The organism is Nocardioides sp., from assembly GCF_030019515.1.
Lineage (GTDB): Bacteria > Actinomycetota > Actinomycetes > Propionibacteriales > Nocardioidaceae > Nocardioides.
In genome coordinates this window covers 22,581-42,108 of record NZ_JASEEQ010000002.1, presented here as the reverse complement: position 1 = coordinate 42,108, position 19,528 = coordinate 22,581, and the positions used below count along the sequence as shown (strand labels likewise).

18 protein-coding genes are annotated in these 19,528 nt (G+C 70.7%); 8 read left to right on the top strand and 10 right to left on the bottom strand.

What is annotated here, in order from left to right:
• The first annotated feature begins 21 nt into the window (after positions 1 to 21).
• The gene (pgm, locus tag QMC84_RS02610) at positions 22 to 1,671 is read left to right on the top strand and encodes a phosphoglucomutase (alpha-D-glucose-1,6-bisphosphate-dependent) (protein WP_300371492.1); all 1,650 of its coding nucleotides are present in this window, start codon (positions 22 to 24) and stop codon (positions 1,669 to 1,671) included.
• A 10-nt stretch (positions 1,672 to 1,681) separates the two neighbouring features.
• Here pgm and QMC84_RS02605 read toward each other — a convergent pair whose 3' ends face one another.
• The 5 genes from QMC84_RS02605 to QMC84_RS02585 are packed head-to-tail and all read right to left on the bottom strand — an operon-like array spanning position 1,682 to position 6,850.
• On the bottom strand, positions 1,682 to 2,077 hold the full coding sequence (locus tag QMC84_RS02605) for a hypothetical protein (protein WP_300371490.1): 396 nt from the start codon (positions 2,075 to 2,077) through the stop codon (positions 1,682 to 1,684).
• A 36-nt stretch (positions 2,078 to 2,113) separates the two neighbouring features.
• Complete coding sequence (locus tag QMC84_RS02600; RefSeq protein WP_300371488.1) at positions 2,114 to 2,905, bottom strand: ATP-binding cassette domain-containing protein; 792 nt, start codon at positions 2,903 to 2,905, stop codon at positions 2,114 to 2,116.
• Positions 2,905 to 4,764, bottom strand: a complete 1,860-nt coding sequence (locus tag QMC84_RS02595) for a branched-chain amino acid ABC transporter ATP-binding protein/permease (protein ID WP_300371486.1) — start codon at positions 4,762 to 4,764, stop codon at positions 2,905 to 2,907. Before QMC84_RS02595 ends, QMC84_RS02600 begins: the two co-directional genes overlap by 1 nt.
• Complete coding sequence (locus QMC84_RS02590) at positions 4,761 to 5,645, bottom strand: branched-chain amino acid ABC transporter permease (RefSeq protein WP_300371484.1); 885 nt, start codon at positions 5,643 to 5,645, stop codon at positions 4,761 to 4,763. Before QMC84_RS02590 ends, QMC84_RS02595 begins: the two co-directional genes overlap by 4 nt.
• Positions 5,645 to 6,850, bottom strand: coding sequence for an amino acid ABC transporter substrate-binding protein (locus QMC84_RS02585; RefSeq protein WP_300371482.1), 1,206 nt, complete (start codon positions 6,848 to 6,850; stop codon positions 5,645 to 5,647). Before QMC84_RS02585 ends, QMC84_RS02590 begins: the two co-directional genes overlap by 1 nt.
• 228 nt (positions 6,851 to 7,078) lie before the next feature.
• On the opposite strand from QMC84_RS02585, the gene QMC84_RS02580 reads away from it, so the two are divergent.
• The 7 genes from QMC84_RS02580 (at position 7,079) to QMC84_RS02550 (ending at position 13,176) form a co-directional block, all read left to right on the top strand.
• The gene (locus QMC84_RS02580) at positions 7,079 to 8,650 is read left to right on the top strand and encodes an NAD(P)/FAD-dependent oxidoreductase (RefSeq protein ID WP_300371480.1); all 1,572 of its coding nucleotides are present in this window, start codon (positions 7,079 to 7,081) and stop codon (positions 8,648 to 8,650) included.
• A gap of 43 nt (positions 8,651 to 8,693) precedes the next feature.
• Positions 8,694 to 9,626 (top strand): ABC transporter ATP-binding protein, encoded by a 933-nt coding sequence (locus QMC84_RS02575; protein ID WP_300371478.1) that lies wholly within the window; start codon positions 8,694 to 8,696, stop codon positions 9,624 to 9,626.
• Positions 9,610 to 10,521: an ABC transporter permease gene (locus QMC84_RS02570; protein WP_300371476.1), complete on the top strand. Its 912-nt coding sequence runs from the start codon at positions 9,610 to 9,612 to the stop codon at positions 10,519 to 10,521. Before QMC84_RS02575 ends, QMC84_RS02570 begins: the two co-directional genes overlap by 17 nt.
• The gene (locus QMC84_RS02565) at positions 10,521 to 11,432 is read left to right on the top strand and encodes an ABC transporter ATP-binding protein (protein ID WP_300371474.1); all 912 of its coding nucleotides are present in this window, start codon (positions 10,521 to 10,523) and stop codon (positions 11,430 to 11,432) included. Before QMC84_RS02570 ends, QMC84_RS02565 begins: the two co-directional genes overlap by 1 nt.
• Positions 11,429 to 12,148 carry an ABC transporter permease subunit gene (locus QMC84_RS02560; protein ID WP_300371472.1) on the top strand — a complete coding sequence of 240 codons (720 nt, stop codon included), beginning with the start codon at positions 11,429 to 11,431 and terminating at the stop codon, positions 12,146 to 12,148. The genes QMC84_RS02565 and QMC84_RS02560 overlap by 4 nt, the downstream gene beginning before the upstream one ends.
• Positions 12,149 to 12,209: 61 nt before the next feature.
• The gene (locus tag QMC84_RS02555) at positions 12,210 to 12,599 is read left to right on the top strand and encodes a DUF2510 domain-containing protein (RefSeq protein ID WP_300371470.1); all 390 of its coding nucleotides are present in this window, start codon (positions 12,210 to 12,212) and stop codon (positions 12,597 to 12,599) included.
• Positions 12,600 to 12,777: 178 nt separating this feature from the next.
• The gene (locus QMC84_RS02550; RefSeq protein WP_300371468.1) at positions 12,778 to 13,176 is read left to right on the top strand and encodes an ester cyclase; all 399 of its coding nucleotides are present in this window, start codon (positions 12,778 to 12,780) and stop codon (positions 13,174 to 13,176) included.
• 79 nt (positions 13,177 to 13,255) lie between these two features.
• On the opposite strand, the gene QMC84_RS02545 is transcribed toward QMC84_RS02550, so the two are convergent.
• From QMC84_RS02545 to QMC84_RS02525, 5 genes are all read right to left on the bottom strand, one after another.
• Entirely contained in the window at positions 13,256 to 13,906 is a 651-nt protein-coding gene (locus QMC84_RS02545) for an endonuclease/exonuclease/phosphatase family protein (protein WP_300371466.1), read from the bottom strand.
• 184 nt (positions 13,907 to 14,090) lie between these two features.
• On the bottom strand, positions 14,091 to 14,558 hold the full coding sequence (locus tag QMC84_RS02540) for an SRPBCC family protein (RefSeq protein ID WP_300371464.1): 468 nt from the start codon (positions 14,556 to 14,558) through the stop codon (positions 14,091 to 14,093).
• A gap of 42 nt (positions 14,559 to 14,600) precedes the next feature.
• Positions 14,601 to 15,944, bottom strand: a complete 1,344-nt coding sequence (locus tag QMC84_RS02535; protein ID WP_300371462.1) for a hypothetical protein — start codon at positions 15,942 to 15,944, stop codon at positions 14,601 to 14,603.
• Between the two features lie 397 nt (positions 15,945 to 16,341).
• Positions 16,342 to 17,535 carry a hypothetical protein gene (locus tag QMC84_RS02530; protein WP_300371460.1) on the bottom strand — a complete coding sequence of 398 codons (1,194 nt, stop codon included), beginning with the start codon at positions 17,533 to 17,535 and terminating at the stop codon, positions 16,342 to 16,344.
• A complete protein-coding gene (locus tag QMC84_RS02525) occupies positions 17,532 to 19,352 on the bottom strand; it encodes an AAA family ATPase (RefSeq protein ID WP_300371458.1) in 1,821 nt (606 codons plus the stop codon). The genes QMC84_RS02530 and QMC84_RS02525 overlap by 4 nt, the downstream gene beginning before the upstream one ends.
• Positions 19,353 to 19,528: the final 176 nt, after the last annotated feature.

Below are 19,528 nucleotides of genomic sequence, written 5' to 3'. Positions count from 1 at the left end.
ATCGACCGGCATGATGGGGACATGAGCGACCCGCGCGCGGGACAGCCCGCCGAACCCTCCGACCTCGTCGACGTCGCCCACCTGGTCACGGCGTACTACACCGGCGTGCCCGACCCCGAGGGCCCGGACTGGGCGGACCAGCAGGTCGCCTTCGGCACCAGCGGGCACCGCGGCTCGTCGCTGCGCACCGCCTTCAACGAGACCCACATCCTGGCGACCACCCAGGCGATCTGCGACTACCGGCGCGAGCAGGGGTACGACGGGCCGCTGTTCCTCGGCCGCGACACCCACGGGCTCTCGGAGCCGGCCTGGGCCACGGCGCTGGAGGTGCTCGCCGCCAACGACGTGACGGTGCTGGTCGACGACCGCGACGGGTACACGCCCACGCCCGCGGTCTCGCACGCGATCCTGCGCGTCAACGGCGGCCGGGTGAGCGGGGCCGGGCTCGCGGACGGCATCGTCGTCACCCCGTCGCACAACCCGCCCTCGGACGGCGGCTTCAAGTACAACCCGCCGCACGGCGGGCCGGCCGACAGCGACGCGACGTCGGCGATCGCGGAGCGGGCGAACGAGCTCATCCGGACCGGCCTGCGCGAGGTGAGGAGGGTCCCGTTCGGGCGGGCGCGGGCCGCAGCCGCGCCGTACGACTACCTGGGGACCTACGTCGACGACCTGCCGAACGTGGTCGACCTGGAGGCGATCCGGGAGGCCGGCGTGCGGATCGGGGCGGACCCGCTGGGCGGCGCGTCGGTGGCGTACTGGGCCGAGATCGCCGAGCGGCACCGGCTGGACCTGACCGTGGTGAACCCGCTGGTCGACCCGACCTGGCGGTTCATGACCCTCGACTGGGACGGCCGGATCCGGATGGACTGCTCCTCGCCGAGCGCGATGGCGTCGCTGATCGCGCAGCGGGAGAGGTACGACCTCGCCACCGGCAACGACGCCGACTCGGACCGGCACGGGATCGTCACGCCGGACGCCGGGCTGATGAACCCCAACCACTACCTGGCGGTCGCGATCGGCTACCTCTTCGGCGGGGCCCGGCCGGGCTGGCCGGAGGCGGCGCGGATCGGCAAGACGCTGGTGTCCTCCTCGATGATCGACCGGGTGGCGGCGGCGGTCGGGCGGGAGCTGGTCGAGGTTCCGGTCGGGTTCAAGTGGTTCGTGCCGGGGCTGATCGACGGGTCGTTCGGGTTCGGCGGGGAGGAGTCCGCCGGCGCGTCGTTCCTCCGCCGCGACGGCTCGGTGTGGACCACCGACAAGGACGGCATCATCCTCGCGCTGCTCGCCTCGGAGGTGCTGGCGCGCACCGGCCGCTCGCCCTCGGCGCACTACGCCGACCTGGTCGCCGAGCACGGGGAGCCGGCGTACGCCCGGATCGACGCGCCGGCCACCCGGGAGCAGAAGGCGGCGCTGGCCGCGCTGTCCGCCGCCGACGTCACCGCGACCTCGCTCGCCGGCGAGGAGATCACCGCCAAGCTCACCGAGGCGCCCGGCAACGGCGCCCGGATCGGCGGCCTGAAGGTGACCACCGAGTCCGCCTGGTTCGCGGCCCGGCCGTCGGGCACCGAGGACGTCTACAAGATCTACGCCGAGTCCTTCCGCGGCCCCGACCACCTGGCACAGGTGCAGGAGGAGGCCCGCGAGGTCGTCAACGCCGCCCTGGGCTAGCCAGCCCTCGTCAGAGGTGGTCGGGAACGATCAGCGCGTCGGGGTCCTGGCGCGGCGGCAGGCACTCCAGGGCCAGCTTGACCAGCGCGACCCGGGCGGTGAGCAGCGCCTTGCGGCGTACGCCGCGCTCGTCGCCGAGCCGCTCCTCGACGGCCGCGCGCACCTGCTCGTCGGTGAACGCCGGCCGCTCGCCCGGCGTCACCTCGACGTCGGGCAGCGCCACCAGCGCGGGCAGCAGCTGGGTGCCGAGCCCGTCCAGCATCTGGAACCGCTCGAAGCGGGACAGCGCCTCCCACGCCTCGTCCTCGGTGCGCGCACCCTTGCGGACCGACCGGTCCTGGGCGGCGAGCACGCTCTTGGCGGCCCCGGTCAGGGCCACGGTCAGCTCGTGTTCGGTGAAACGCACGGGTCCAGCCTGCCGCACCGGTGGCGACGGGTCGACTCAGCCGGTGGAGGCGACCGGGATGTCGGGGGTGACCTCGGCGTCGGCGCCCGAGACCGTGCCGCCGAAGTACATCTGCGCGATGTGCGGGTCGGACAGGATCGCGGCCGCGGGGCGCTGGGTGACGACCTTGCCGGACTCCATGACGATGCCGTCGGTGGCCATCCGCATGCCGAAGCGCACGTTCTGCTCGACGATCAGGATGGTCTTGCCGCTGTCGCGCAGGACCAGCACCGACTCGTAGAGGGTCTGCAGCGACTTCGGGTCCAGGCCGAGCGACGGCTCGTCGAGCAGGAGCAGCACCGGGTCGAGCATCAGCGACCGGGCGAACTCCACCATCCGGCGCTGCCCGCCGGACAGGTTGCCGGCGTTGTCGTTGCACCGGTCGGCGACGATGGGGAACAGCGCGGCCACCTGGTCGTAGCGCTCCCGCACCAGGGCCTTCTTGTGCCGGATGATGTAGGCGCCGAGCATCACGTTCTCGCGCACCGACATGGTCGGGAACAGCGCGTTCGACTGCGGCACCTGGGAGATGCCGCGCTCGAGGATGTCGGCGGCCGAGGCGCGGTGGATCGGCTCGCCCTGCAGGTGCACCTCGCCGAGCCGGGGCGAGAGCAGCCCGCTGACGGTCTTGAGGACGGTGGACTTGCCGGCGCCGTTCGGCCCGACGATGCAGGCCACGGAGCCGGGCGGGACGGTGATGTCGACGCCCTGGAGCACGTCCCCGCCGCCGTACCCGGCGACGACGCCCTGCATCCGCAGCATCGGCACGTCGTTCGGCTGTCCGGTCATCACGGAGCCACCTTCTCCTCGAGGACGAAGTCGTCGCCCAGGTAGGCGTCGATCACGGCGGGGTCGCGCTGGATCTCCTCCGGCGTCCCCGAGGCCATCGTCCGGCCCCGGGCGAGCACGTGGATCGGGTCGCACAGGCCGAGCACGAACGGCATGTTGTGCTCGACGATCAGGAACGTCTTCCCGTAGGAGTTCAGCTCCCGGATCATCTCCCCCATCCGCTCGATCAGCACCGGGTTGATGCCGCCGGCCGGCTCGTCGAGCAGGATCAGCTTGGGGTCGAGCATCAGGATCTGGGCCAGCTCGACGAGCTTCTGCTGTCCGTAGGACAGCGCCCGGGCCTGCTGGTCGCGGAACGCGCGCATGCCGACGAACTCGAGCAGCTCCTCGGCCGCCTTGGCCTCGGCGCCGCTGACCGCGATCCGGCCGAGCTGGGCGATCGAGAACCTGCGCTGCACGGCGACGACGTTCTCCAGCACCGTCATCTCCCGGAACAGCCGGGTGATCTGGAAGGTGCGTCCCAGGCCGAGGTGTGCGCGCTGCCAGGACCGCAGGCCGTCGATGCGCCGCCCGTCGAGCAGGATCTCGCCCGACTCGGCCCGGATGGTGTCGTCGATCAGGTTGAACAGGGTCGTCTTGCCCGACCCGTTCGGCCCGATCAGGCCGGTGATCGAGCCCTCCGGCACGGTGAACGAGGCACCGTCGACCGCCTTGACGCCACCGAAGTGCCGCTTGAGGTCGCGCACCTCGAGCAGCGCCCGGTCCGGGATCTCGCTGCGGTCGACCAGCTGCACCCGGTCGGTGATCGAGGCCAGGCTGCCGCCGGTCCCGATCCGGGCGCCGACCAGGCCGGCCTTGCCCTTGGTACGGCGCCAGCTCAGGACCGACTCGATCGCCGGGATGATGCCCTTGGGCAGGAAGATCACCACGACCACGAGCAGCCCGCCGAACAGGAACAGCCGGGTGTTGCCGCCGCCCCAGTCGTTGTTCGCCATCTCGTTGAGCCACTCGACCAGGAAGGCGCCGATCACCGGACCCCACAGGGTGGCCTTGCCGCCGATCAGCATCGAGAGGATCAGCTGGACGCTGATCAGGATGCTGAACATGCCGCGCGGGTCGATGAAGGTCAGGTAGTAGCCGTAGACCGCGCCGGCCATCCCCACGAACAGCGCACTGGCCATGAACGCGACGATCTTCTGCACCGGCAGGTTGATGCCGATCGTGGCGGCCTTGGTCTCGTCCTCGCGGATCGCGATCAGGCCCATGCCGAGCTTGGTGCGGCGGATCCACCAGGTCATCAGCAGCTGGAGGGCCAGGATGGCGACCAGCACGTAGTAGAACGGCCAGTTCATGATGTCGCGGTCCCAGGTGGGCAGCGGCAGGGTCAGGCCGGTGGTGCCGTTGGTCAGCGACACCCAGTTGACCGCGATCACCTGCACCAGGAACAGGAACGCGACGGTGATGATGACGAACGCGGGGCCGCTGGACCGCAGCGACACGAAGCCGAGGATCAGCGCGACCCCGGCGGCCACCACGCCGCCGAGCGGCACCCACAGCCACGGGCTCGCGTCGGGGAACCGCACGGCGAGCACGCCGATCGTGTAGCCGCCCAGGCCGAGGAACGCGCCCTGGCCCAGGGAGATGTAGCCCGCGAAGCCCGAGATGATGTTCAGCCCGCTGGCGCCGACCGCGAAGATCAGCGACAGGATGATCATGTTCTGGTAGTAGATGTCGTCGCTGACCATCGGGTAGACGACGAGCAGGACGCCCGCGGCGAGCGCGACCGCGCGGCCCAGCCAGATCGGCTGAAGCCAGGGGCGCGACGGGGCCGGCGTCACGGCCTCGGTGGAGGCGTTCATGCGGCCACTGCATCCTCTCGGAGTCGGGTGCCGAGCAGCCCCTGCGGGCGGATCAGCAGCACCAGGAACACGATGGCGTACGGGACGGCGGTGGCCCAGGAGGGCGAGACGTACGCGGAGGTCAGCGTCTCGGCGAGCCCGAACATGATCGCGCCGAGGACGGCGCCGTTCAGGCTGCCCAGACCGCCGAGCACCACGATCGCCAGGAGCCGGGCGATCCACTGGTAGTGCGAGCCCGGGACGAACGGGTAGAGCACCCCGGTGATCGCGCCGCCGGCGCCGGCGGCGGCGATCCCGAGCGCGAACACCAGCGCCGCGACCGCGCTCACCTTGATGCCGACCAGCTCCGCGGACGACGGGTTCGTCGCCGCCGCGCGGATCGCCCGGCCCAGCCAGGTCTTCGTCAGCACGCCCCACAGCAGGACGAGGACCACGACCGCGATCAGGCCGCCGTACACCTGGGCCTTCGGGAGGAACAGGCCTCCCATGATGAAGGACTCGTCGGCGTACGACGGCCGGATCGCCGTCGAGTTGTTGCCCCAGATCTCCCCCATCGCACCCTCGACCACCAGCGCCAGCCCGAACGTGAGCAGCACCGTCGACGCCATCGGCGCCGTGCGGATCGGGGACACGACGACCTTGTAGGTGACCCAGCCGAGCGCGAACACGATGGGTGTCGTGATCACGATCGCGAGCAACGGGTCGATGCCGAACGAGTCCCACAGCCAGTAGGTGATGAACGAGGCCAGGATCAGGTACGCACCGTGGGCGATGTTGATCACCCGCATGACACCGAAGATCAGGGTCAGCCCACTCGCTGCGAGGGCGTAGACGCCGCCCAGCAGCAGGCCGAGGAGGAGGTTCTGGAGCAGCTCGGTCATCAGCCGCTGGCCCCCGGCTTCCAACCGATCTCGATGTCGGCGGTGGACACGTCGGCCGGCAGCACGACCTCGGGCTTGCCGTTCTGCCACTGGCCGATCAGGAACTCACCGGTCGGGGCGCCGGTCTCGTCCCAGGACAGCGAGCCGAGGATCGTGTCGACCTCGTTCTCGCGCAGCCAGTCCGCCAGCGCGCCCTGGTCGTCGATGCTGCCGACGGCCTCGACGGCCGCCTGCATCACCTGGGCCGCGGCGAAGCCGTCAGCGGCGTCCTCGGGGACCTCGTCGGTGCCGAACATCTCCTGGTACTTCGCGACGAACTCGGCGTTGCCCGGGGTGTCGGCCTCCGGGGAGTGGCTGACCGCATAGAGGACGCCCTCGGTGTTCTCCGCGCCGACGCCGTCGCTGTACTGGGCACCGAACGAGGGGGCGTTGGTCTCGTAGAACATGTCCGGCGCGAAGCCGGCCTTGAGCATCGAGCGGGTCAGGCCGATGCCGTCCTCGAACTGCGCGCCGTGCACGACCACGTCCGGGTCGGCGTTCTTCATGGCGTTGACGATCGTGTCGAAGTTCTTGGTGTCGATCGCGTACGTCTCCTGGTAGACGGTCTCGATGCCCGCGGCCTCGAGGACCTCCTGGATGCCGGCCACGTTGGGTGCGGCGAACGGGTCGTCGAGGGTCGGGTACGCCGCGGTCTTGGGCCGCTGGTCCTCCGGGAGGGCGGCGACCCACTCGGCGAACACCTTGCCCTGCTTGTCCGCGGTGGCCTGCTGGGTGAAGAAGAGGTACTTGAAGCCGCGGTTGAACATGTCCGGCGAGCCGCCCGCGGGCTCGACGTACAGCATCTGGTTCTTCTCCGCGACCGCGGAGGCGGGCAGGTTGAGCAGCGAGGAGAAGGTCCCGAGAAGGAGGTCGACCTTGTCCTGGCCGATCAGCGCGTTGAAGTCGCTGACCACGGTGTTCTGGTTCGAGGCGTCGTCCTTGATGACGAGCTCGACGTCGCGTCCGAGGAGACCGCCGGCGTCGTTGACCATCTTCTGCCAGACCTCGTAGCCCTGCTTGGCCGCCTGCCCGGGCTGGGAGAACTCGCCGGTCAGGGGGAGCGAGGAGCCGATCCGGATCGGGGCGGAGCTGTCGCCCTCGCCGCCTTCCGAGTCGTCACCACCGCAGGCTGCCAGTCCGAGCGCCAGCACTCCGGTCAGGGCCATGGCTGTCCAAGCCCGGCGAAGCGAAACGTGCGACATACTTCCTCCTCGGTGCTGCACTCAATGATTGTCGCAATCGATTGCGGCATCCGCAGTCTTGTGAAGGGCGCCACAGTCTGTCAAGCATCTCCCCGCAGATGGCGGCGCGCGGGCGCTCCTCTGGACCACACCAGTGCCGACTTCTGAGCGGGACTCTTGCAAACGGTTGTGGTCCATGTCAGCCTCAGCGCCATGAGTCCTGCCGCGGTCCCCGACCTGCCTGCGCAGGCCGAGGTGGTCGTGGTCGGCGCCGGTCACAACTCGCTGATCGCCGCGGCGTACCTCGCCCGGGCGGGCCTCGAGGTCCTGGTGCTCGAGGCCAACGACACCCCCGGCGGGAACACCCGCACCGAGCAGCTGACCCTGCCGGGATTCGCGCACGACTCGTGCAGCAGCGCGCACGTGCTGATCCAGAACAACCCGCTGATCCGCGACGACGAGCTCGGGCTGCTCGCCGACCACGGGCTGGCCTACCTCGCGACGGACCCGGCCGTGGTGATGCCGCAGCAGGACGGCGACGTCTTGGTGATGCACCGCGACCTGGAGGGCACCGCGGCCGAGATCGCCCGCTGGTCGAGCGACGACGCGCGCGCCTTCGAGGAGCTGGTGGCGCAGTGGCGAGGCGGGCTGTCGGCCGCGCACGGCCGCTGGAGCTCCCACCTGCCCCAGCCCGACGACGACGCCAGCAGGCGCTACCTCGCGTTGCGCCGCCGCAGCGCCTGGGACGTGGTGCACGAGCAGTTCACCCATCCCGTCGTCCGCTCCTTCGTGCTCTGGCTGGCGATGGCCACGATCCAGGATCCGCGCCGGCCCGGCACCGGGTTCCTCCCATCCTCGCTGGTCGCGGGCCGGCTCGACTTCGGCTGGAGCACCCCGGTCGGCGGCAGCCAGGCGCTGCCCGACGCACTGGTCCGGCTGATCGAGAGGCACGGCGGGCGCGTCGTCTGCTCCAGCCCGGTCACCGGCATCGGCGCCGACTCCTCCGGCGTCCGGACGGTCCGGGTGGCCGGCGGTCACGAGGTCCGCGTCGGCCGGGCGGTGGTCGCCGGCGGTCACCTCGCGAGGCTCGGCGCGATGCTCGAGGGCCGCGACCCCACCCCGGACCTAGTCGCCGCCCGCGAGACGTGGCGTCCCGGCCTGTGCGTGCTCGCGGTGCACGCGGCGCTGCGCGGGAACCTCGGCTTCGGCGCCGACGGCGCGCCCGCGGCCGCGGCCGGCCTCGGGACGACGGGCGGGATGCTGCGCCACCTGGACCGCTTCGCCGCCGGCGAGCCCGACGCCGACGATCCGTGGCTGCTGGTGGTGAACCAGACCGCGGTGGACCCCACGCGCGCACCCGACGGTGGCGGGACGTTCAAGATCCTGACGATCGCGCCGCACACCCTCTCCGGCGGGCGCGACTGGGCGGACGTCAAGGACGAGTACGGCGCCCGCCTGCTCGAGCTGGTCCGGCGCCGCTCGCGCGGCCTCGCCGAGGCCGACCTCCTGGCCGTGCGCATCGAGTCTCCGGACGACGTGGCCGCGCACAACCCGCAGAACGTCGGCGGCTCCTGCCACGGCGGGGAGTTCTGGCTGGACGGGACGCACGACGGCGAGGTGGTCACGGGTTGGCAGCGCTACGACACCGACGTCCCCGGCCTGTTCCTCACCGGCGCCACCGTCCACCCCGGCGGCTCGGTCTCCGGCCGGCCCGGCCGCAACGCCGCCCGTGCCGTGCTCACCGGCCTGGGGCTCGATCCGCTGCAGGTGATGGGGCCGGGCTGACCGATCGTCGGTGCCGCCCCCCGTCGGCCGCTAGGTTGAGGTCGTGGGCGTCATCGAGACCGTGGGTCTGACGAAGCGCTATCCGCGCGTCACGGCCCTCGACCACCTCGACGTCACGGTCACCGACGGCGTCACCGGATTGGTGGGCGCCAACGGGGCCGGCAAGTCGACGCTGATCAAGATCCTGCTGGGCCTGGTGCCGGCGACCAGCGGCTCCGCCACCGTGCTCGGCCACGACGTCGCCACCGAGGGCGGCCGGATCCGGTCCCTGGTCGGCTACATGCCCGAGCACGACTGCCTGCCCGCCGACGTCTCGGCCAGCGACCTGGTCGTGCACCTGGGCCAGATGTCCGGACTGCCGTACGCCGCGGCGCGGGAGCGGGCCTCGGACGTGCTGCGCCACGTCGGACTGGCCGAGGAGCGGTACCGGCCGATCGGCGGCTACTCGACCGGGATGAAGCAGCGCGCCAAGCTGGCGCAGGCACTGGTCCACGACCCGCGGCTGGTGCTGCTCGACGAGCCGACCAACGGGCTGGACCCGTCCTCGCGCGACGACATGCTCGCGCTGGTGCGGCGGATCGGCCGGGAGTTCGGCATCGCCGTACTCGTGACCTCGCACCTGCTCGGCGAGCTCGAGCGGGTCAGCGACCACGTCGTCGTGCTCGACGGCGGCCGGCTGCTGCGCTCCTCGGCCACCACCGACTTCCTGCACGCGACCGGCAGCCTGCTGGTCGAGGTGCAGGGCCGTCCGGACGCGGACCGGCTGCTCGGCCAGGCGCTCGTGGACGCGGGCCTGACCGCGCGGCCCGCCGAGGGCACGATGATCGAGGTCGAGGTCCGCGACGAGACGACCCCGGACGTGGTCCGCGACCTGACCGTCGACCTGGGCCTCGGGCTGGTGCGGATGCAGGAGCGGCACCACCGGATCGAGGACGTCTTCCGGGACGGGGGTGCCGGCAGTGTCCAGCCAGCCTGAGGAGTCCGGCCTCCCGGCCGGCGTCATCCACGACCTCGGCTACCGGCCGTACGGCGGGCCGCGGCTCGGCGAGGGTCCGGTGGCGTGGGCGTTCTTCCTCACCGGACTGCGCAACACCTACGGGCTGGGCCGCTCGGCGCGATCGAAGGCGCTGCCGATGATCCTGCTCGGCCTGATGCTGCTGCCGGCCCTGATCCTGGTCGGCGTGCTGGTGCAGGCCAAGAACCTGCTCGACCTGGACGAGCAGATCGTCGCGTACTCGACGTACCCGCTCACGACGCAGCTGCTGATCTCGGTGTTCGTCGCCGCGCAGGCGCCGGCGCTGATCTCCCGCGACCTGCGGTTCCGCACGATCACCCTCTACCTGGCGCGCCCGATGCGCCGGGCGGTGTACGTGCTGGTGCGGCTGGCGTCGCTGACGGTGGCGACGTTCGTGCTGATCGCCGCGCCGCTGCTGCTGATGTACCTCGGCGGACTGCTCGCCGACCTGCCGCCCGGCCGGGAGACCGGCCGCTTCCTCGGGGCGGTCGTCGGCGCGATCCTGCTCGCGGCCTGCCTCGCGGGCCTGGCCGCACTGGTCGCCGCGTTCACCGTCCGCCGGGGGCTGGCCGTCGCCGCGGTGATCGTGGTGCTGCTGGTCAGCTACACGGTGGTCACGACGATCCAGGGGATCGCGGTCGGGTCGGGCCACGAGGTCGTGGGCGAGGTCGCGGGGCTGTTCTCGCCGTACACGCTCATCAACGGGCTGCAGGTGTTCCTGTTCGACTCCCCCGACGCCACGCCGACGCCGCCGGACGGCACCGCGATGGGGCTGCTGTACGTCGTCGCCACCGCGCTCACGATCCTCGGCGCGATCGGCGGGCTGCTGCTGCGCTACCGGAGGGTCGAGTCCTGATGGAGATCCGGATCGACCACGTGTCGCGGTGGTACCGCAACGTCGTCGCGATCAACGACGTCACGATGACGATCGGGCCCGGCGTCACGGGCCTGCTCGGTCCGAACGGAGCCGGGAAGTCCACGCTGATCGCGATGATGTCCGGCTTCCTCGCGCCGTCCACCGGGACGGTGACGCTCGACGGCGAGCCGCTGTGGCGCAACGAGCAGGTGTACCGCAAGGTCGGGCTGGTGCCCGAGCGCGAGGCGCTGTTCGACTACCTCACCGGGCGCCAGTTCGTGCTCGCGAACGCCGAGCTGCACGGTCTGCCCGACCCGGGTGCCGCGGCCCAGCGGGCGATCGCGCTGATCGAGATGACCGACGCGCAGGATCGCGAGATCGCCACCTACTCCAAGGGCATGCGGCAGCGGATCAAGATGGCATCGGCGCTCGTGCACGACCCCGGCGTACTGCTGCTCGACGAGCCGTTCAACGGCATGGATCCCCGCCAGCGGATCCACCTGATGGAGCTGCTGCGCACGATGGGCGCCGACGGCCGCACCGTGCTGTTCAGCTCGCACATCCTCGAGGAGGTCGAGCAGGTCGCCCGCCAGATCGAGGTCGTCGTCGCGGGCCGGCACGCGGCCTCGGGGGACTTCGGCGCGATCCGGCGACTGATGACCGACCGGCCGAACCGGTTCGTGCTGCGCACCGGCAACGACCGGCTGATGGCCTCGGCGCTGCTGGCCGACCCGTCGGTGCGCGGCGCTCGGCTGCGCTCGGAGGGCGGGATCGAGCTGGAGGCCTCCGACTTCGGCCGGTTCAGCGAGGTGCTGCCCCGGCTGGCCCGCGAGCACGGCGTACGCCTGCACGAGGTGACGCCGACCGACGAGTCCCTGGAGAGCGTCTTCTCCTACCTGGTGGCTCCATGAGGCCCCAGACGATCTCCCGCACCATCGTCCGGCTGGGCGCGCAGAGCATCTTCGGGCGCTGGCGCGGCGCGCTGCTGTTCGTGCTGCCGGTGGTGCTCATCGGGCTCTCGATCCTGGTGCGGGGCCTGATCGGCCACGAGGAGATGGGCGCGCGGCACGCGCTGGACGGCCTCGGCCTCACGGTGATCGTGCCGCTGGTCGCGCTGCTCGCGACCTCCGGGCTGCTGGCACCGGAGATCGACGACGGCTCGATCTCCTACCTGCTGGCCAAGCCGATCTCCCGGCACACGATCGTGGCCAGCAAGCTCGTGGTCGCCGCCGGCTGCGTCCTGGCCTTCGCCGCAGTCCCCGTCCTGATCGCGGCGCTGATCCTGCGCCCGTCGTACGCCCTCGGCTTCGCGCTCGGCGCGCTGCTCGGCGGCCTCGCCTACTGCTCGCTGTTCGCCTTCCTGTCGGTGCTCACCCGGCACGCGGTCGTCGTCGGGCTGATCTACCTCCTTGTCTGGGAGGGCCTGCTCGGCGGGCTGCTCGACGGCGTGCGCTGGCTCAGCGTCACCCGCTGGTCGGCCGCGGTCGTGCAGGAGATCGCCGACATCTCGCTCGTCGACGACCTGCCTCTCTGGTACGCCGTGCCGGCGCTGGCTGTCGTCGTCGTCGGCGGGGCGTGGGTCACCGGGCGGCGGTTGCGGGGCTTCAACCTGACGGGCGACGAGTAGGACTACGGCACACATCTGGGTACCGGTGCTCCGTCCGACCTCCGACAGACGAGGGGAAGCCATGGGGAACGCCGAAGCGGGCTGGTACGACGACGGCACCGGTAAGAAGCGCTGGTGGGATGGCGAGAAGTGGACCGACGAGGTCCAGCCGCCGGCGGGGACCGGCGGAGGTCTGGCCGGAATGGTCGGCCAGGTCGAGGCCGCCGCGGTCGCCGGGGCCCAGCCGCGCCCAGCACCGCAGAAGGCCAGCTACGTGGTCCTCCAGGTGATCCTGAAGGAGAAGATGTGGGGCACCGGGTCGGGGAATCTGACGGAGCTGGAGAGCGTGATCAACGCTCAAGCCGCACTCGGCTATCGGCTGCACACCATCACCACCGCCTCCTCGGGCAGCAAGGGTCTCGGCGGCGGCGACCGGATCCAGGCGACGATGGTCTTCGAGCGGCTCACGTAATCACAGCGTTCGTCCGTCGAGCACGAGGTCGTGTCGACTGGCTCGCCGCAGTAGCGGGGAGCGGACGCGCAACACACCGCCGCCTGTCGGCCTCAACGGGCTGCGGGAGCCGGCCGATAAGCAGGCAGATGATCGGCGTATTGCTGGCGCCCGTTATCGCTCGGGGAGACTATGAGTCGTGGAGCAGCCCTCGTCCGTCGTTGCCCGCTGGCTGGCCGCCGGTGACTCAGGAGACATCGAGGCATTTGATGACCTCCTGCATGGTGATGTCGTGGTCCATGCCCCGCGGGGGCTCTCAACTGAGGACCTCGAAGCAGAGAAGCAGGTGTGGCGCGACGCCCTGGCAGCCATGCCCGACCTCCGCCACGAGGTTCAGGAGGTCGTGGCCCAGGGGAACGTGGAGATGGCACGTGTCGTCGTGACCGGGACGCTCCGCCGCGACTTCGCCGGCGTCTCGGGAGGCGGCAGGTCCTTCCGCATGGACCAGGCGGTCATCTGCCACCTTGACGGCGGGAAGATCACCGAAGCGTGGGAGATCGCCGACATGGGTTCCTTGGACGATCACCTGAGCCCCTGACGGAGCGGCACCGAACGGTCGGGGACGATCTGCGCGACAAGAAACGTGCGCCAAACCGCCGCGGGCGTCGCCTCGTCCCTCAACAGCGCGGGCCGAAGGCCTCCACGACGTACGCGTCGTGGTCAGAAATGCGGGTCTTCCCAATGAAGGCTCGATGCCGTTGCGTGGCTTTGATGACCCAGCTCGCGGGGACGGCGATGTGGTCGATGCTGAGCAGACCCTCGATTTGATGGGGCGATGATGCTGTGGGCACTTGGAGCCTCAGGCGCTCGACAGCGCCGAGCACGGACTGCCTGCCGGCGACGGAGCCGGTCCACTCCTTGCCGGACAGGGCGTGATTCCAGTCTCCGCCCCAGACCGAGGGTGCACTGGCTTCGACGAAGGCAACGGCCGAACTGGTCTTCTCCGCACTTGTGGCACCCACCCATGGGTCGCGGATGCCACAAGAGCGCCACGGCAGGATGGAAGAACAGACGCGCAGGCCATCCAACTCAACCATGGCCGAGGCACCGTGGGGGTCCGGTGCAGGGGACACAGGCAGGCGGGAGGCGACTGCGGCCCACCTTCGCTTGGGCGCCATCGTCTGCCGTCCCAGATGCAGGTCGTACCCCGGCAGGTGCAGGCGTTCGGACACCTCAGTCAGGAGTAGGACGTCACAATCCATCGTCTCGAGCAAAGTACGGTGCCGCGCGTCCCAACGTCCCGCGATGTTCCAAGTTCCGATGCGCACGGCCGCAGTCTCGCGGGGTCGCGCTCAAGACGTTGGGCTTTCGCAAGACGCGTCAAAGCTTCGTCACGGCGGTGACCCATTCCGCCGCCTGTCGGACACGAATCTGACGCCGAGTGCCTGGGCGACCATCACATGAATAGCGGCCCCACGCCGGGCTCGCGCCTCATCGCCAGTGTCGACCAGGTCAGCTGTGACGCTTCGCGACGTACCCGTCCAGGTTGCTCAGGGTGGAGGCGAAGGCTGCGGCGTGATCCTCACTCGAGATGCCGTCCGGAACGTCGGTTGCTCTGATGGTGACAAGGGTGCCGTCGTCGACTGGCTGGAGGTACCAGGTGATCGTCATGGTTCCGGACAGGTCGGGGTCGTCGGAGACGAAGTCCGCTTCCTCCACCAGCCGACGTGGTTCATCGATGCTGACGAACCTCGCTTCGACGACGTCCGTGTTCTCGGCCGACTTGCCGGGCGTCGATCCGTCGTCGTAGGTCAGGGTCATCCGGTACCCGCCGCCCGGCCGTAGGTCGAACCAGCTGAAGCGACCGGACATGCCGGCAGGTGGCAGCCACCTCGTCCTGGCCTGTTCGTCGACAAGAGCGGCGAACACCTCGGCGGGCGATGCCTTCACCACTGCCTGTCCGACGTCGGTGTGGCTCATCCGCGCAGAGTAGGTCTGGGGATGCGGGCTGCGCGACTGTCGTTAAGCGGCCGTGGTGTAGTCGTCGGCGATCTGGATGTTGATGGGGCTGTGCCAGAGCTCGACGACCAGGGGGCGTCGGGTGTTGGGGAGTTGGCGGGTGCCGGTGTGGTCGACGAGGTAGAAGGCGCCGTGGGGGTCGCGCCACAGGTAGATCCCGGGGAACGGCTGTTGGACTTTCCAATCTTTGGCGTGGGTCTTGATCCGGTGGTGGAGGGTGGTCATCGGCCCGTAGTTGCCCACCCCGGAGACACCACCGTGGTGATAGGGGATGGTGTGGTCGACCTGCATCGACCGGGTGGTCGAGGAGGCGTAGGGGAAGGTGTCGGCCGGCGTCATCAGATGCACGGCCCGCCGATGTCGATCCGGGATCTCATAGGAGTCCACCGGTGCCTGACCGGCCAGGTCGAGGACCGGGCGGATCGTGAACTTCGCGTGCGGGCCCAGGAGCTCACGCACCCAGGCCTCGGTGACCGGGCCATGGCCCTCCACCCGGACGATCTCCTCGCGGTCCGGACCGGCGTAGGTGTGCACGAACAGGCACACCTGCGGCAACAGATCGGGCAGGTCGGTGTCGGTGGGGGCGCCGGCGACCATCACCAAGAACGCGTGCACCCGCCGGTCGTCGTCGGTGGCCAGGTGCTCGGCGTCGGGGAACCGGTCCGCGAGCTCGGCGGCCTTCGCGGTCACGTACCCGTCGATGGCCTCGATGGTGGCCAGGTCGGCGTGGACCAGGAACGAGGCCATCCCGTGCGCCTCGTCCGAGCAGGATGGGCGGGTCTTCTTGGCGAACCGGGCCTTCGCGGCGCGTTCCTCCTTCGCCCGGGCCACCTCGGGGGCGGCCTGGGCGACCTTGCCGGCGACCAGGGCCTCGAACCGGGACCAGGTGATCCGCCCGTCCGCGGACTCGACCACGGCCGCGTCGACATAGCCGGCCTGCTCGAGGGTCAGGCTGCGGGTCTTGGCGGTGACGTGGCGGGCGTAGGAGGCACGGACCTGGCCGGCCTGGACGCGGGCCCACAGCTTCGGGTGGCGGTGCTGGAGGTCCAGGGCGTCCCCGATCAACGCGGCGGCCGCATACGGGGACCGGCCGATCCGGGCCCCGAACTGTGCGGCCGCGAACTCACAGACCTCCGGGGTCCCCTCCCCGCCCAGCTGGCGGGCACGTTCACGGCCCGGCCGGTCGGCCCCGTCCGGGTCCAGCCGGTCCGCCGGGTGCACGATCGCCCACTCATAGGCCAGCCGCAGCAGGTCGGTCTCGGCGTCGCGGATCGCCTCCGCGCACGCGCCGGCGGCGTCGAGGAGCTCCTCCTCCGACAGGCCCGCCAAGGCGTCTGCTGTGGTCATGAGACCAGTACAACAGGCGGCACCGACACTGGGTCCGCGACGACGTTCGCCCAGGTCAACACGGGTGCGGGACCACGCCCTGCCTTCGGTTCCGGGGTCTCGACACGGTTGCTGCGCAACCTGCTCGACCACCGGAGCCACGTGCTGCGCAACCTGCTCGACCACCGGCGAGCGACCGCTGTTGCCGGATCGTCGTACTCGGTCTTTCGGCGGTGACCACTGAAGGTCAACCACCGCCGACCGTGAGCCGGGCGCCGGCCGTAGGCACCGTCCCCTGTACCACCGCCGACGGTGACCACGTCATCTCGTTCCCGCCACCGCAACCCGACGCCGACCCTCAGGGCGCAGGCGGTGTCGCACCTCAACGGCCGTATAGGGCCGGTCGACGCAGACCTCCTCACACGGCAGCGGATGTGGCCACCGGCGCCACGATGGCGACTGCGAGGTCCGCGACCTGTGCCTGCAGGGCGGCGACGGGTGCGCCGAGGTCCAGCGCGTGCCGGTGGATCACCACCCCCGCATGCGGGATGAACACGTCATTCGTGTCACCCTCCGCGTAGACGAGATGGCCGGCCTTGAGTCGAGTCGCGGTGCAGTACGCCAGCAGCTGGTAGACGTCGGCGTTCGGGTAGCCGGTCGGCTTCTCCGCCTTGTACTTCGCGTCGATCACCGCCTGCGGCTTCCCGTTCGCGCCGTACCGCACCAGATCCGGACGCAGCGGGATCAGACCGGCCCGGTCGAGCCGGTACCGCGTGTCCTGGGTGACGCAGCGTCCACCCCAGGGGGCCAGCGCAGCCGTCAGCGCGGTGGTGACGAACTCCTCGAAGACCGTGTTCATGTTGACCAGGAAGCCGCTGGCGCGCACGCCCGCGTCGAGTACGTCGACCGACCGGCTGCGCAGGATCATCCGGGCGAGGGTGAGCGCCGGCTGGTAGTGCGCGTTGAGCCGGGTCGGTGGTGTGATCGGCAGCGGCTGGCCGGGCACCAGCGCCCGGACGTCCGCCATCCGACCGAGCAGGTGCCGAAGCCGGCGTACCGACGCCCGGCCCACCCCCGACACCCGCAACAGGCGGACGGTCGCGGCCCGGAGGAGCTGGTTCTCGGCGATGTCCACGTCGTACTCGTCGAAGCGCACCTCGAGGGGAATCGCCAGCCCGGCCCGCGAGCGCAGCTGCTCGGACTCGCGGAGCCGGCCACGCATCACCATCTGGGACGACTCCTCGGTCCGATAGCCCTGCAGGAGGCCGCGCTCGAGTGCGCGCTCGGCACGCCGCAGGAACACCTCGGCCATCGCGGGCCACAGGCCCGGCTGGTCGTCGAGGGCGACCGGGTCGTCGCGCCAGGCGCCGGGATCCTGGGCGTAGCCGAGCAGGTACATCAGGCGGGCGATCGTGATCCGGGGCCGGATCCGCAGCTCGACGTCGGCGGCTCGCAGCACGCCGACCCACGGCCCGGCGGTCACCGACCAGGTGCCGCCCGCCAGGCTGGGTGCGACCGTGACCGCGCGGGTCGCCGAGAGGGCTCGGGCCTGCTCGACCGTAAGGCCGGGCACGTCCGCTGCCTCCCAGGCCGCGAGCTCGACCGTGGTCACGGCTGCGCGGCCGCGTCGGAGGGTGGCTCGAGCCGACTCCGGAGCGCGGCGAGCCCGAACTCCGCGTCGATGTCGCGCCCCTCGCCGAAGTAGTGCTCGGCGAGCAGCGGCAGGATCGCGGTCCGCCAGATCCGTTCCAGGCCGTGGGGGTCCGCGACCTTCTTCGACATCAGGTACGACGGCCCGACGGCGAAGTCCGGGTCGCCGATCGTGGTGTTCAGCTCGGCCAGCAGCCTCGCCGGCTCCGCGGGGAGGGCGTGACGCTTCAGCCACCGCCCCAGCAGCCCCTCCACCGGTGGAGCGGTCGGGAACAGCCCCTGGAAGTAGAACCGCCGCCGCATCGCCGCATCCACGAGCGCGATCGAGCGATCGGCGGTGTTCATGGTGCCGATGACGAACAGGTTGCGCGGCAGCGAGAAGGTCTCGTCGGAGTACTGCAGAGCCACCTGGGTGCCGCGGTACTCCAGCAGGAAGTAGAGCTCGCCGAACACCTTCGCGAGGTTCGCCCGGTTGATCTCGTCGATGATCAGCACGTACGGAGACGCCGGGTTCTCGGCCGCCCGGGCCGCCATCCGCCGCAGCGGGCCGGGCACCAGGTCGAACGCCACACCGCCCGAGCCGTCCTGGTTCAGCCGAGGGCGCAGCCCCTCAAAGAAGTCCTCGTACGCGTACGACGGATGGAACTGCACCACCTCGTACTCACCGCCGGCCGGCTCGACGAGCGCCTTGCAGAGCTCCTGCGCGAGGTAGGTCTTCCCGGTGCCCGGCGGCCCGTAGAGGACGATCTGGCGCTTGTCGTTGAGCAGCTCCACGGTCTCGACGAGCCAGTCCAGCGGGAGCAGGATCTTCTCGGCCAGGGCCTGGTCGGGCAGCGGTACGACGGCGTCGGGCAGCACGATGCCCGGCAGGTCGGTCTCGATGCCCGCCAGCGCGGCGAAGTCGGCCAGGTGCGCGGTCAGGTCCGTGAGGGTGAGCTGCCCGCGCAGCCCGTCCGCGGCGTCCGGGGGAAGGTCGGACCGGAGGAACGGCTGGTCCACGTTCTTCCAGGAGACGGGGCGCTGCCGGGTGACCAGCTTCTCGCCGGAGTACGTCGGCTCGCCGGTCACCTGCCCGACGTACACCCGGGACCCGTCGACCGTGACGACCAGGTCGCCGACCTCCATCTCGTTGAGGAACCGGTTGAGGATGCCGACGGACAGGCCCTGGCTGACGGCGGTGGCGTTCGGCAGGTACTCCTTGACCAGCTTCGCGAGCTCGGCCTTGGGGGTGTGCGGGGCGATCTCCGGCAGCTCGGCCCACTGGATCGAGCAGAAGCCCTCCGTGAACCACCGCCCCAGGACGTTGGTGCCGCTGACATTGGCGCCGCGGACCAGCCAGGCTCGCTGGTCGCGCTCCTCACTCGACGTCTCCAATCGCGCAGCCTCGGCGTCCTCGGCCTCCTCACCGGCGTCGAACTCGGAGACCGGCTGCTCGGCCTTCCACGCCTGATAACCCTGCACCGCATGCCGCTCGAACTCATCCGGGTCGGTGTAGGTCGAGAACGCCTCCCGGCCGGCCTCGGTCAGCGACCAGGTGCCTTTCGCCTTCACAAGCCACCCCGCCTTGACCGAGGTGATGGTCGCGAACCGCTGGATCTTGGGATAGCGGCGTACGCCGGGTTGGCTCGGATAGTGCTCGTTCTCGAACGGAGTCGCCGGGCACAGTTCCTCCGCCCGCGGCAGCAGCTCCTGCACGTGCATGCCGTCGGGCCGGTCCATCAGCACCTCGAAGATGGAACGCTGGATCTCGCCTATCCGGCGGCGGTTCACCTGGGACACAGAGCCTCCTTCGGTTCGGACCGGGTCGTGCACGAGGAAGCGGCTCTAGATCAGGCCAGAGTCCCGGTCCATGCACACGCGAGGTCGGAGTCCCTCGTACCCGCGCAGGGGCGATCGCGAACGGTGTCGGGTTCGACGCCACGGATAGCGGGCGGAGGAAGCGCAGCAGGTCGAGG

Bases quoted from the DNA above. Each gene is read 5' to 3' on its own strand.
- QMC84_RS02565 (WP_300371474.1), top strand. From the start codon at position 10,521: ATGGAGATCCGGATCGACCACGTGTCGCGGTGGTACCGCAACGTCGTC.
- QMC84_RS02595 (WP_300371486.1), bottom strand. From the start codon at position 4,764: ATGAACGCCTCCACCGAGGCCGTGACGCCGGCCCCGTCGCGCCCCTGG.
- QMC84_RS02580 (WP_300371480.1), top strand. From the start codon at position 7,079: ATGAGTCCTGCCGCGGTCCCCGACCTGCCTGCGCAGGCCGAGGTGGTC.
- QMC84_RS02535 (WP_300371462.1), bottom strand. From the start codon at position 15,944: ATGACCACAGCAGACGCCTTGGCGGGCCTGTCGGAGGAGGAGCTCCTC.
- QMC84_RS02560 (WP_300371472.1), top strand. From the start codon at position 11,429: ATGAGGCCCCAGACGATCTCCCGCACCATCGTCCGGCTGGGCGCGCAG.
- QMC84_RS02585 (WP_300371482.1), bottom strand. From the start codon at position 6,850: ATGGCCCTGACCGGAGTGCTGGCGCTCGGACTGGCAGCCTGCGGTGGT.
- QMC84_RS02590 (WP_300371484.1), bottom strand. From the start codon at position 5,645: ATGACCGAGCTGCTCCAGAACCTCCTCCTCGGCCTGCTGCTGGGCGGC.
- QMC84_RS02540 (WP_300371464.1), bottom strand. From the start codon at position 14,558: ATGAGCCACACCGACGTCGGACAGGCAGTGGTGAAGGCATCGCCCGCC.
- pgm (WP_300371492.1), top strand. From the start codon at position 22: ATGAGCGACCCGCGCGCGGGACAGCCCGCCGAACCCTCCGACCTCGTC.
- QMC84_RS02600 (WP_300371488.1), bottom strand. From the start codon at position 2,905: ATGACCGGACAGCCGAACGACGTGCCGATGCTGCGGATGCAGGGCGTC.
- QMC84_RS02555 (WP_300371470.1), top strand. From the start codon at position 12,210: ATGGGGAACGCCGAAGCGGGCTGGTACGACGACGGCACCGGTAAGAAG.